Genomic DNA, 12281 nt, shown 5'->3' with positions numbered 1-12281 from the left:
GACGAGGCAGGGCAGGCAGGGCCAGCGCGGTCAGAGGCGCAGCAGCATTCGGGTGTTGCCCAGGGTGTTGGGCTTGACCCGTTCCAGGTCCAGGAACTCCGCGACACCCTCGTCGTACGAGCGCAGGAGCTGCTCGTACACCGGCTGCGGGACGGGTGCGCCGTCGATCTCGCGGAAACCGAACGAGCCGAAGAAGCCGGTCTCGAACGTGAGCACGAAGATCCGGGCGATGCCCAGCTCCCGTGCCGCGTCGATCAGCCCGCCGACGATCCGATGCCCGATCTTGTGACCCCGGCAGGACGGGTCGACCGCCACCGTCCGGATCTCGGCCAGGTCCTCCCACATGACGTGCAGCGCGCCGCAGCCGACCACAGTGCCGTCCGAGGTCACCGCGACCCGGAACTCCTGTACGTCCTCGTACAGCGTCACAGTCGCCTTGCTGAGCAGCCGCCGGTCGTCGGTGTAGGTGTCCACCAGCCGCCGGATGCCGCGCACGTCGGTGGTGCGGGCCCGGCGCACAGTGATCTCGTCGGCGCTCATCTCACTCCGCCGGCGGCACGTCCACGCAGGGGCCGGCCGCCCACCACTTCTCCACCAGCGCCAGCGTCTCGTCGCCGAACGGGTTTACCCCCGGCCCGGCGGCGAGCGCGTGCCCGAGATGCACGTGCAGGCACTTCACCCGCCCCGGCATGCCGCCGGCCGAGATGCCGGCGATCTCCGGCACCTCACCGATCGCCTCCCGGCGGGTCAGGTAGTCCTCGTGCGCCGCCCGGTACCGCGCCGCCAGCTCCGGATCCTCCGCCAGCCGCTCGGCCATCTCCTTCATCAGCCCGGCCGACTCCAGCCGGCTGCACGCCGCGGTGGCGCGCGGGCAGGTCAGGTAGAACAGCGTCGGGAACGGCGTGCCGTCGGCCAGCCGGGGCGTCGTCTCCACCACGTCGGGCAGACCACACGGACACCTGTGGGCCACCGCGCGGGTGCCGCGCGGCGGGCGTCCGAGCTGCGCGGCCACCGCGGCCAGGTCGGCCTCGGTGGCCGGCTGGCGTTCCGGCGGGGGTACGGAGTCCGCCGCCGGCTCCTGCGGTGGTACGACGCTCAAGGTTGTGCCTCTCGAATCAAAGCTCACTTGTCCCCGCGGTCGGCGTTGGCCGCCCGCACGCTCGACCACAGGGTGTCGTACCAGGGCTCGGGCGGCTTCGGCGCCCCCGGCTTCGCGCCCTTGCCGGCGTCCTTCGCGGCGCCCTCCGGGTCGGAGAGCACCACGAGCAGCGTCTCGCCCGGCTTGCCCATGAAGAACCGCTCCCGGGCCTGCGTCTTGACGTACTCCGGGTCCTGCCACTTGGCCGCCTCGGCGGTGAGCCGCTCGATCTCGGCCCGCTGGGCGGCCTGCGCGGCTTCCATCCGCTCGATGTCGGCCTGCTGGTCCAGGTAGACCCGGACCGGATAGGTGTACGCCAGGGCGAGCGCGATCAGCACCGCGAACAGCACCGTGGCGCGCCCGGTGAAGCGCCGGGGTTGGGGTGCGGTGAGCCGCTTGACCGGACCACCGGCGGCGGTACGCCGAGCCGCGGCGGGGCGGCTCGCGGAGCGTACGCCGTCGGTGGCACGAGACGCGCCGGGTGACCGGCCGGCGGTGCGCGCCTCCGCGCGGACGCCGTTGTCGCGTGCCGTGGACCGGACCCGGGCACCGCCCGTCCGGCCGGGCTGCCCCGGCCGACGGGCGGGCCGCTGGCCACCCGGTGTGCGGCGCTGCTGCATCGTCACACCCCTCCCCCGGAGCGCTCGCTCAGGCCGAACGGTAGCGCGGGAACGCGCCGGCACCGGCGTACCGCGCCGCGTCGGCCAGCTCCTCCTCGATCCGCAGGAGCTGGTTGTACTTGGCCACCCGGTCCGAGCGGGCCGGCGCGCCGGTCTTGATCTGCCCGCAGCCGGTGGCGACGGCCAGGTCGGCGATGGTGGTGTCCTCGGTCTCGCCGGAACGGTGGCTCATCATGCACTTGAAGCCGGCCCGGTGGGCCAGGTCGACGGCGTCGAGCGTCTCGGTGAGCGAGCCGATCTGGTTGACCTTGACGAGCACCGCGTTGGCGGCCTGCTCCGCGATGCCCCGGGCGATGCGCTGCGGGTTGGTCACGAACAGGTCGTCGCCGACGATCTGGATGCGGTCGCCGAGCGCGGCGGTGAGGGTGGCCCAGCCGCTCCAGTCGTCCTCGGCCAGCGGGTCCTCGATCGACACGATCGGGTAGTCGCCGGCGAGCTTGGTGTAGTAGTTGCTCATCTCCTCGGCGCTCTTGGCGCTGCCCTCGAACGTGTAGGTGCCGTTGTCGAAGAACTCGGTGGCGGCCACGTCGAGCGCGAAGACGATGTCGGTGCCCAGCCGGTAGCCGGCCTTCTCCACGGCCTCGGCGATCAGGTCCAGCGCGGCGGCGTTGGTGGGCAGGTTCGGGGCGAAGCCGCCCTCGTCACCCAGGCCGGTCGACAGATCCTTCTTCTTCAGCACCGACTTCAGCGCGTGGTAGACCTCGGCGCCCGAGCGCAGCGCGTCCCGGAACGTCGGCGCGCCGATCGGCGCGATCATGAACTCCTGGATGTCGACGTTCGAGTCGGCGTGCGCGCCACCGTTGAGGATGTTCATCATCGGCACCGGGAGCAGGTGCGCGTTCGGGCCGCCCAGGTAGCGGAACAGGCTCAGCTCGGCGCTGCCGGCGGCGGCCTTCGCCACGGCCAGGGAGACGCCGAGGATGGCGTTCGCGCCCAGCTCACCCTTGTTGTCCGAGCCGTCGATGTCGATCATCTTCTGGTCGATCAGCCGCTGCTCGCTGGCCTCGTAGCCGATGAGCTGGTCGACGATGCGGTCCTCGATGTTGGCGACCGCCTTCTCGACACCCTTGCCCAGGTAGCGATCCTTGTCACCGTCGCGCAGCTCGACCGCCTCGAAGGCGCCGGTGGAGGCGCCGGACGGCACCGCGGCGCGGGCGATCGTGCCGTCGTCGAGCCCGACCTCGACCTCGACCGTCGGGTTGCCCCGCGAGTCCAGGATCTCCCGGGCGACGATTCCCTCGATGGTTGCCACTGAGTCGCTCCTCGTTTGTGTGGTTCCGGTCCGTATGGGCCGCGACGGTGCGGCTGAGGCAGGTGTTGAACGCAGCGTATCGGTCCCCGCCCTCCCGCACCCCGCTCGGGGCGGCCCCCGAGGCGCTTGCTGAGACGGACATTCCCGGATTACCGGTCGTCAACCGGCAACCGGTTTGCGAGACGTTGCGTCAATCGACAAGGCTGGGCATCATGCCTGCCGCCTCGACGACTCTCCGCGTGCTCGCCGCCTCGGTCATCGCGTCGCTCTCGGTCACCGGCTGTCAGGCCCTGGACGACGCGAACGTCGCACTCGGTCGCGCCGACCTGGTCAACGACCTCGCCGCGCGGATGGACCGGGCGCTGGAGCAGACCTGGGCCGCCGACTACCAGATCGACGGCGGCCGGACCGCCTCGATCGCGCAGACCAAGAAGCCGCTGCGCTCCACGTACACCTGGCCCGGCGGCAAGATCACCGTGACCCAGGAGTCGGTGACCCGGTGCGCCAGCACCGCCGCCCGTACCTCCTGCACCGTCTCGCCGCCGGTGCTCACCGCCGGGAAGCCGTCGGTGATCGTCTACGACGAGGCGCGCAAGCAGGGCCTGGTCACGCCGCCCGCGGTGATCCGGCTGCTCACCGACGCGGCGCTCGCACCGGACGCGGTCATCGAGCAGAGCGACACCACGCTCGCCGGCCGCCACGCAACCTGCGTCGACGTCACCCACGACGGGGAACGCTTCAACGCCTGCGTGACGACCGAGGGCGTGCTGGGCAGCTTCTCCGGCACGCTCGACGGCAAGCCCGCCGAGGTGACGCTGAGCCGCTACACCGAGAGCGTCGAGGCGGCCGCGTTCGCGGTTCCGGCCGGCGCCGGCGTGGTGGACCGCCGCCCGTCCACGTCGTGACCCCGGGGTTCCTGCCCGCTGCCGATCACGGGCGTCCGCCGCGCCCGGACGACCTGGCGCTGCCGGTGTCCGGGCGGAAGCTGCTGACCGGCCCGGACGAGCAGCCGCTGCGGATCGGCGCGCTGCCCGGCGACCTCGCCTGGACCTCGGTCGGCACGCTCGACGGCATCCCCGCGTGGGCGGCCGAGGTGACCGACCCGGAGTCGCTACCCGGCCGCTGGCGCAGCTGGCGGGGCCTCGCCGCCGAACTGCCCGCACCCCACGCCGACCTGGCCGGGCGGGCGCTCGCCGTGGTCACCTGGCGGCGTACCCACAGGTGGTGCGGGGCGTGCCGGGCCGAGCTGACCGACGTGCCGGGCGAGACCGCGCGGCGCTGCCCGGACTGCGGGCTCACCTCGTTCCTGCCCCTGTCCGTCGCGGTGCTGACCGCGATCACCCGCCCCGGACCGGCCGGCGGCCCCGGCGAACTGCTGCTGGTCCGGCACGCGCAGGGGCCGACGCAGCTGTGGGCGCTCGTCGCCGGGTTCGTCGAGGCGGGCGAGTCGCTGGAGGCGGCGGTACACCGCGAGGTCGCCGAGGAGGTCGGCCTGACGCTGCGGCGACCGGTCTACGTGGACAGCCAACCCTGGGCGCTGTCCGGGCCGGGCACGCTGCTCGCCGGGTTCACCGCCGAGGTGACCGACCCGGCCGCCGAACCCGTCGTCGACGGCACCGAGCTGACCGAGGCGCGCTGGTTCCCGGCCGACGCGCTGCCCGCCGAGCTGCCGCCCGCGTACTCCCTGTCCCGCTGGCTGATCGACGCGGTCGCCGCCGGGCGGTGACCGCAGGCGGGCCGCCGCCCGGCGGTGAGCCTCACACCCCCAGCAGCGTGCGCAGGTGACGCGGCGGCGGGCAGTCGTGCGCCAGCATGGCGTCGTGCCAGTCGCGCACCGTCACGCCGTCCGGCCGGGCGGCGGCGATGTCGGCCATCTCGCTGTAACCGACGAAGTACGTGGAGAGCTGCGTCGAGGTGAGCAGCGCCCGCCGCCACTTGCCGGCCGCCTCGCCCTCCTCCTGGAAGCCGCGCCCGGTCATCAGCGCCATCGCCTCGGACTCGGGCAGGTCGTCGCAGTGCACGAGCTGGTCCAGCAGCGCGTTGATGGTCATCCGGAGCTGCATCTTGAGTTGCTGCAACCGCACCGGCAGACCGCCGAAGCCGAGCCCGGCCATCAGCTCCTCCGCGTAGACCGCCCAGCCCTCCACGAACACACCCGACTCGGTGAGCGCGCGTACCCGGGTCGGGCCGTCGTACCGGCGGGCGTGCGCGAGCTGAAGGAAGTGGCCGGGCATCGCCTCGTGCACGGTCAGGTTGCGGATCATGTGGTCGTTGTACTCACGGTAGAACGACTCGACCCGCTGCGCCGGCCAGTCCGCCGGGGTGGGCGAGATGCAGTAGAACGTGGGCACGTCGGCCGTCTCCAGCGGGCCCGGCGAGTCGCAGTAGGCCACCGCCACGCCGCGCGCGAACTCCGGCATCTCCTGGATCACGCACGGGTCGCCGACCATGCTGACCAGGTCGTGGTGGCGGACGAAGTCACTCGCCTCGTCCAGCGTCACCGAGGCGAGGTCGACGATCGTGGCGTCGTCCGGGTGCTCGGCGGCCAGCAGGTCCAGCGCCCGGCGTACCGTCTCGTCGTCGGCCGGACCACCGACCAGCTCGACCGACGCCGCGCGGATCTCCTCGGTGACCCGCTCGAGGTTGGCCCAGGCGCGGCGCTGCACCTCGGCGGCGCTCAGCTCGGTGTCGAGCGTGTGCCACAGCCGCGCCTCCCACCGCCGCCGGCCCAGCCGCGGGTCACGCCCCGGGCCGGCGTCGGCGGCCAGGCCGTGTCGCAGCCAGGCCACGAACTCCTCCAGCGCGGCGATCGCCTCGGTGGCCGCCGGGCCGACCCGGTCGCGCATCGCCGGCGCCTCGGCCAGCAGGCCGGGCACCTCGTCGCGGATCAGCGCCGCCGTACCGGTGAACTGCCCGACCGCCGTCTCCGCGTGGACCCGCGGCATGTCCCGCAACGTCGCGCGCGCCGTCGACAGCGCATCGGGTACGGCCGACAGACGCCCGGCGAGACTGGTCAGGCGCTCCTCGGCCGGGGCGAAGGGACGAGCCAGCAGGGCGTGCAGCAGCGGCCCCGGATTGTGGTGCAGCGGATCCCACTCGTGGGTGCGGATCTCGGTGGCCTCGAACAGACCTCGGTCGACGAGGCTGGTGAGCAGCGCGTGGTCGACGCCCTCCGCCGGGTCGAGCGCGTCCGGGTCGATCTCGGCGAGTGCGTCGGCCGCGTCCTTCAGCATCGCCTGGTCCGCGGCGAGGGCGTCGGCGGAGAGATCGGGCAGCCGGTCGTCGTAGCGGTGGTCCCCGACGGAGGTGGCCAGCCCGGGCCGGCTCTCCAGCAACGCCTCCACGATCCGCTCCGCCAGCGGCACGAACGCTTCCATCCCCCGACCCTACCGACCCTCCCGCCCACTCCCCCGCCTCGCCGCCCCCCGTTGATCAAGGAGTTGATGTCCCCGCCCGAGCCCGCCCCTGACCCAAACCCCTTGATCACCCGGGCGTCCCCTGGAAGGCCGGCGCCTGCCGGGGTGCCGGCCCGGCAGTCCGACTCGGCGATCTTGCACTTTGCGCCCGGGCAGATGGGGGCATTTGCGGCACCGATCGGGCCGAAAGTGCAAGATCGCGGGGCGGGGGCGGGGGCGGGGGTGGGTTGGGTCAGGTGGGGTGGTTCGGGGTGGGGCGTTCGGCGGCTCTGACTGCTTCGGCGTACGCCAAGGTGGCCCGCCGCAGGGCGGCCTCGGGGTCGATACCGGCCTGACGGGCGGCGGCGACCGTGGCCAGCAGGCTCGCGCCGAGCCGGGCCTCCGGGTCCACCTGCGACTCGGCCAGCGGGGGCGGTACGGCGAGACCGACCCGACCGGCCCGGTCCAGGATCTTCGCGGCCAGCGACAGCGCGGGCTGGCTCAGCGCGATGCCGTCGAGTACCGATTCGCGGGTCTTCTCGGCCCGCTTGATCCGCTCCCAGTTCGCCTCGATCTCCTCGATCGAACCGGCCGGCTCACCGGAGAACACATGCGGGTTGCGTCGCACCATCTTGTCGACCAGGGTGCCCGCGACGTCGTCGACGGTCCAGCTCTCGCCCTCCGGCAGGTTCTCCGCCAGCCGGGCGTGCAGCAGCACCTGGAGCAGCACGTCGCCCAGTTCCTCGCGGAGCGCGTCGGTGTCGTCGGCGCTGATCGCGTCGTACGCCTCGTAGCACTCCTCCAGCAGGAAACCGGCCAGGCTGCGGTGGGTCTGCGCCCGCTTCCACGGGTCGCCGCCAGGGGAGGCCAGCCGATCCATCACCTCGACCGCGTCGAGCAGCCGGGCGCCGGGCGGATCCCACGAGCCGTACATCAGCTCCAGCTCGGCCAGCCCGGGCTCGCGGGCAAGCCGCAGCCCCAGCTCACGGGCCAGCGCCTCGTCGCCGGCCGGGCCGGCCAGCCACACCGCCCCGCCGTGCGCGGCGGCGGCGTCGAGCAGTGCCTGGGTCGCACCCTCGGTCACCACGCTCACCTCGGCGCCGGCCGTCCGGACCGCGCGGGTCAACTCGCTCTCCGCACCGGCGAGGACCGGCGCGGAGCGTACGGAGTCCCAGGCGGCCGAGGTCAGCAGGCCGGCGGGCAGCCGGGGTGAGGTGACGAGCAGGACGATGCGGGCGGTCATGCGGCTCCGGGAGCCGGCGATCCGGAGGCCGGCGCCTCCGACGTGGAGATGTCGGTGACCGGGCCGTCCTTGTCGACGTACGGCAGGGAGTAGAAGACGAACGACTGGCCGGTGTTGACGAGCGACGGCACGCCGGTCACGCCGAAGCGGGGGTTGACCCGGACGTCCGACTTGTCGGCCTGCTCCTGCAGCGCGCTGCTGAGCGCGGTGGCGGTGCGGACGAAGCCGGCCTCGCCGAACGCCTGCCGGACCTGGTCGACGCTCAGGCCCGGCTGGATCGCCCCGGTCTTCTCGATGGCGTGGTAGACGGCCATCAGGGACTCGTCGCTGAGGTCGGCCGGAGGCAGGCTCTGCTGGAGCGTGCCGGAGAGGTCGACCCACTCGCCCCACAGCTTCGTGTACTCGGTGGTCGCCGGCATGCGGAGCGCCTGCTGGATCTGCTCCGGAGAGATCTGGTCGGTGACCTGGAGGCCCTTCTCGGCCGCCACACGCTTGCCCAGGTCGATCGCGACCAGCAGGTTCAGCACGTCCTGCCGGGTCACCGAGGACCGCAGCTCCGCCGGCGACGGCGTCTGCGGGGCCTGGCTACGGACGGCGTCCGCGTACTGCCGCTGCGCGTCCTCGTAGATCGCGTCGACCCGGTCGACGGAGTACCGGGTGTCGCCGACGTACGCGGCGACGTCCGGGGCGGAGCGGCCACAGGCGGCGAGGGAGAGCGCGGCGAGGGCCGCGACGCTGACAGCGACGAGGGAACGGCGAGCACGCATGAGGGTCACTCTCTCACGCCGAGTACCGGCCTGTGACTCCGCCCACCTCATCGCGCACCCGCCCCGGACCGGGCGACACCGGCGAACTCCTCGGGCTTGCTGTGTCATCGTCCGCTCGCCACTGCGGGGCTGGCAACACCGGCCAGCTCCTCGGGCTTGCCGAGGACGTCGGCCAGGAGCTGACCGCACCACTCCAGCAGGGCCTGGTCGCGCAACGGCTCGCCGCCGATCCGCCGGGTGCTCGGCCGGGGCACACTGACCTGGTCGAGCGCCTGCTTGTAGACCGAGTCCGGGTGGTAGCGCTTGAGCCGCATCTGCTTCGAGTCGGGCAGCGGCAGCGGGCCGAACCGGATGTGCTTGCCCTGCATCGACACGTCGGTCAGCCCGTAGCGGCGGGCCAGCAGCCGGAACCGCGCCACCGCGACCAGGTTCTGCACCGGCGCGGGCGGCTCGCCGTACCGGTCGGTCATCTCGGCGACCACCTCGCGCAGGCGTTCGGAGTCACGGGCCTCGGCGAGCTTGCGGTACATCTCCAGACGCAGTCGCTCCACCGCCACGTAGTCGTGCGGCAGGTGCGCGTCGATCGGCAGGTCGACCTTGACCTCGCTCTCCTCCTCAGTGCTCTCGCCCTTGAAGGCGGACACGGCCTCGCCGACCATCCGGACGTACAGGTCGAAGCCGACGCCCTCGATGTGGCCGGACTGCTCGCCGCCGAGCAGGTTGCCGGCGCCGCGGATCTCCAGGTCCTTCATCGCCACGTACATGCCCGCGCCGAGTTCGGTGTGCTGGGCGATGGTGGCCAGCCGCTCGTGCGCGTTCTCGGTGAGCGGCTTCTCCGGCGGGTAGAGGAAGTACGCGTACGCCCGCTCCCGGCCTCGGCCGACCCGGCCGCGGATCTGGTGCAGCTGGGCCAGGCCGAGCAGGTCGGCCCGCTCGACGATGAGCGTGTTGGCGTTCGGGATGTCGATGCCGGACTCGACGATGGTGGTGCAGACGAGGACGTCGAACTCCTTCTCCCAGAAGCCGACCATCACCTTCTCCAGCGCTTCCTCGCCCATCTGGCCGTGCGCCACCGCGACCCGGGCCTCCGGCACCAGCTCCCGCAGCCTGCGGGCGGTCTTCTCGATCGACTCGACCCGGTTGTGCAGGTAGAAGACCTGCCCGTCGCGCAGCAGCTCACGGTGGATGGAGGCGGCCACCTGCCGGTCGTCGTACGCCCCGACGAACGTGAGCACCGGGTGCCGCTCCTCCGGCGGGGTGGCGATGGTGGACATCTCCCGGATGCCGGTGATCGCCATCTCCAGCGTGCGCGGGATCGGGGTGGCCGACATGGCGAGCACGTCGACCGAGGCGCGCAGCGTCTTCAGGTGCTCCTTGTGCTCGACGCCGAACCGCTGCTCCTCGTCGATGATGACCAGCCCCAGAGACTTGAACCGGGTGGACGCCTGGAGCAGCCGGTGGGTGCCGATGACGATGTCGACGGTGCCGGCGGCGACCATCTCCAGTGTCTGCTCGGTCTCCTTCGGCGTCTGGAACCGGGACAGCTGCCGGATCGACACCGGGAACTGGCTCATCCGCTCGGCGAACGTGTTGTAGTGCTGCTGCACCAGCAGCGTGGTCGGCACCAGCACCGCCACCTGCTTGCCGTCCTGCACCGCCTTGAACGCCGCCCGTACCGCGATCTCGGTCTTGCCGTAGCCGACGTCGCCGCAGATCAGCCGGTCCATCGGGACGGTCTGTTCCATGTCCCGCTTGACCTCCTCGATGGCGGCCAGCTGGTCGGGCGTCTCCTGCCAGGGGAACGCGTCCTCCAGCTCCCGCTGCCACGGGGTGTCGGGGCCGAAGTTGTGCCCCTTCGACGCCTTACGGGCGGCGTACAGCTGGATGAGCTGTGCGGCGATCTCACGGACCGCCTTGCGCGCCCGGGCCTTGGACTTCTGCCAGTCCGAGCCGCCCATCTTGTGCAGCGTGGGCTGCTCACCGCCGACGTAGCGGGAGAGCTGGTCGAGCTGGTCGGTGGGGACGAACAGGCGGTCGCCGGGCTGGCCGCGCTTGCTGGGCGCGTACTCGATGACCAGGTATTCGCGGCTGGCACCGTTGACGGTGCGCTGCACCAGCTCGACGTACCGGCCGATGCCGTGCTGCTCGTGCACGACGTAGTCGCCGGCCTTCAGCTCCAGCGGGTCGATGGTGTTGCGCCGCCGGCTGGGCATCTTGCGCATGTCGCGGGTGGAGGTGCCCCGGCCGCCGGTGACGTCGTTGCCGGTGAGCAGCACGAACTTCGACGCTTCGTCGACGAACCCGGCGGTCAGGCAGCCACACGACACGAGCAGCTCGCCCGGTGCCGGCGCGGCGGGCACCTCCTCGGTGAGCCGGGCGCCGAGACCGGCGTCGCGGAGCACCTCGACGGCCCGCTGGGCGGGGCCGTGCCCCTCGAAGACGAGCGCGATCGACCAGCCCTCGCCGGCCCACCGCTTGAGGTCGTCGACCACCCGGGCGGTCTCGCCGTGGTAGAGCGGGGCCGGCTGGGCGGCCAGGCTCACCGCGATGGCGTCGTCGGGGGTGACGTCGACCTCGGCGGGCTCGTCCTCCCAGGGCTGCCGGGCCGGTGCCGCGTCCGCCTCGACCAGGCCGAACGGCGCGAGCGTCCACCAGGGCTGGCGCAGGGCGCGGGCTGCCGTGCGTACCTCGGCCAGGGTCTTGAAGGCGGCGGCGCCGAGGTCGACCGGGGCCTGGCCGCCGACGGCGGCCGCGGCCCAGCTGGCCTGGAGGAACTCCTCCGAGGTACGGACCAGGTCGTGCGCGCGGGTACGGATGCGCTCGGGGTCGCAGAGGAGTACGTGGGTGCCGGCCGGCATGCAGTCGACGAGCAGTTCCAGCGCGTCGGCGCCGATCAGCGCGGGGGCGAGGGACTCCATGCCCTCGACCGGGATGCCCTCGGCCAGCTTGTCCAGGATCTCGGCCAGCTCCGGGTGCTCGGCGGCCAGCGCGGCGGCCCGCTCCCGCACCGCCGGGGTCAGCAGCAGCTCCCGGCACGGCGGCGCCCAGAGCTGCGCGACGCCCTCGATGGTGCGCTGGTCGGCGACCGCGAAGGTGCGGATCTCCTCCACCTCGTCGCCCCAGAACTCGACCCGGGACGGGTGCTCGTCGGTGGGCGGGAAGACGTCCAGGATGCCGCCGCGTACGGCGAACTCGCCGCGCTTGGTGACCAGGTCGACCCGGGCGTACGCCATGTCGGTGAGCCGGCGGGCGACCTCCTCCAGGTCGGCCTCGTCCCCGGCGGCGAGCTGCACCGGCTCCAGGTCGCCGAGCCCCTTGAGCTGCGGCTGGAGCAGCGACCGGACCGGCGCCACGACGACCCGCAGCGGGCCGGTGCGGCCGTGCGCGTCGGCGGCGTCCGGGTGGGCCAGGCGGCGGAGCACGGCGAGGCGCCGCCCGACCGTGTCGGAGCGGGGCGACAGGCGCTCGTGCGGCAGCGTCTCCCAGGACGGGAAGACCGCCACCTGCTCCGGCGGCAGCAGACTGCCCAGTGCGGAGGCCAGGTCGTCGGCCTCGCGGGTGGTGGCGGTGACCGCGAGCACGGGGCGCCCCGCGCCACCGGCCGGCTCGTCGGCGGCGACCGCGGCGACCGCGAACGGGCGCAGCGCGGCCGGGGCGGTGAGGTCGAGCCCGTCGACCTGCGCGGCACCGGAGCGCGCCAGGTCACGCGCCCGGGCCAGCCCCGGGTCGGCCAGGGCGGCGGAGAAGAGTCCGGTGAGCATCAGTGATCACTTCCAGCGGATCGACACACGACGACGACCCCGCGT

Annotated in this window: 10 protein-coding genes; 2 read left to right on the top strand and 8 right to left on the bottom strand. The window is 73.0% G+C overall.

What is annotated here, in order from left to right; genetic code table 11:
- Positions 1-30: 30 nt before the first annotated feature.
- From O7611_RS02620 to eno, 4 genes are read right to left on the bottom strand one after another with little or no spacing between them, the layout of a single operon-like run.
- Entirely contained in the window at positions 31-540 is a 510-nt protein-coding gene (locus O7611_RS02620; protein ID WP_013284096.1) for an amino-acid N-acetyltransferase, read from the bottom strand.
- Position 541: 1 nt separating this feature from the next.
- Complete coding sequence (locus O7611_RS02615) at positions 542-1099, bottom strand: DUF501 domain-containing protein (protein ID WP_135243360.1); 558 nt, start codon at positions 1097-1099, stop codon at positions 542-544.
- Positions 1100-1122: 23 nt separating this feature from the next.
- On the bottom strand, positions 1123-1758 hold the full coding sequence (locus O7611_RS02610; protein WP_269696140.1) for an FtsB family cell division protein: 636 nt from the start codon (positions 1756-1758) through the stop codon (positions 1123-1125).
- Between the two features lie 28 nt (positions 1759-1786).
- Complete coding sequence (eno, locus tag O7611_RS02605) at positions 1787-3070, bottom strand: phosphopyruvate hydratase (protein WP_013284093.1); 1284 nt, start codon at positions 3068-3070, stop codon at positions 1787-1789.
- A gap of 212 nt (positions 3071-3282) precedes the next feature.
- On the opposite strand from eno, the gene O7611_RS02600 reads away from it, so the two are divergent.
- Positions 3283-3975, top strand: a complete 693-nt coding sequence (locus tag O7611_RS02600) for a hypothetical protein (protein ID WP_194798558.1) — start codon at positions 3283-3285, stop codon at positions 3973-3975.
- Positions 3972-4796: an NAD(+) diphosphatase gene (locus O7611_RS02595; RefSeq protein ID WP_269696139.1), complete on the top strand. Its 825-nt coding sequence runs from the start codon at positions 3972-3974 to the stop codon at positions 4794-4796. The genes O7611_RS02600 and O7611_RS02595 overlap by 4 nt, the downstream gene beginning before the upstream one ends.
- A 31-nt stretch (positions 4797-4827) precedes the next feature.
- On the opposite strand, the gene O7611_RS02590 is transcribed toward O7611_RS02595, so the two are convergent.
- The 4 genes from O7611_RS02590 to mfd all read right to left on the bottom strand — a co-directional run bounded on the left by O7611_RS02590 (position 4828) and on the right by mfd (position 12236).
- Positions 4828-6447 (bottom strand): DUF885 domain-containing protein, encoded by a 1620-nt coding sequence (locus tag O7611_RS02590; protein ID WP_269696138.1) that lies wholly within the window; start codon positions 6445-6447, stop codon positions 4828-4830.
- Positions 6448-6718: 271 nt separating this feature from the next.
- Entirely contained in the window at positions 6719-7708 is a 990-nt protein-coding gene (locus O7611_RS02585; RefSeq protein WP_194798561.1) for a nucleoside triphosphate pyrophosphohydrolase, read from the bottom strand.
- A complete protein-coding gene (locus tag O7611_RS02580; RefSeq protein ID WP_194798562.1) occupies positions 7705-8475 on the bottom strand; it encodes a SurA N-terminal domain-containing protein in 771 nt (256 codons plus the stop codon). The genes O7611_RS02585 and O7611_RS02580 overlap by 4 nt, the downstream gene beginning before the upstream one ends.
- Positions 8476-8579: 104 nt before the next feature.
- Complete coding sequence (gene mfd / locus O7611_RS02575) at positions 8580-12236, bottom strand: transcription-repair coupling factor (RefSeq protein ID WP_269696137.1); 3657 nt, start codon at positions 12234-12236, stop codon at positions 8580-8582.
- Between the last annotated feature and the right edge of the window lie 45 nt (positions 12237-12281).

The organism is Micromonospora sp. WMMC273 (assembly GCF_027460285.1).
GTDB classification, from domain to species: Bacteria; Actinomycetota; Actinomycetes; order Mycobacteriales; family Micromonosporaceae; genus Micromonospora; species Micromonospora aurantiaca.
This window is presented reverse-complemented; position numbering and strand designations above follow the sequence as displayed.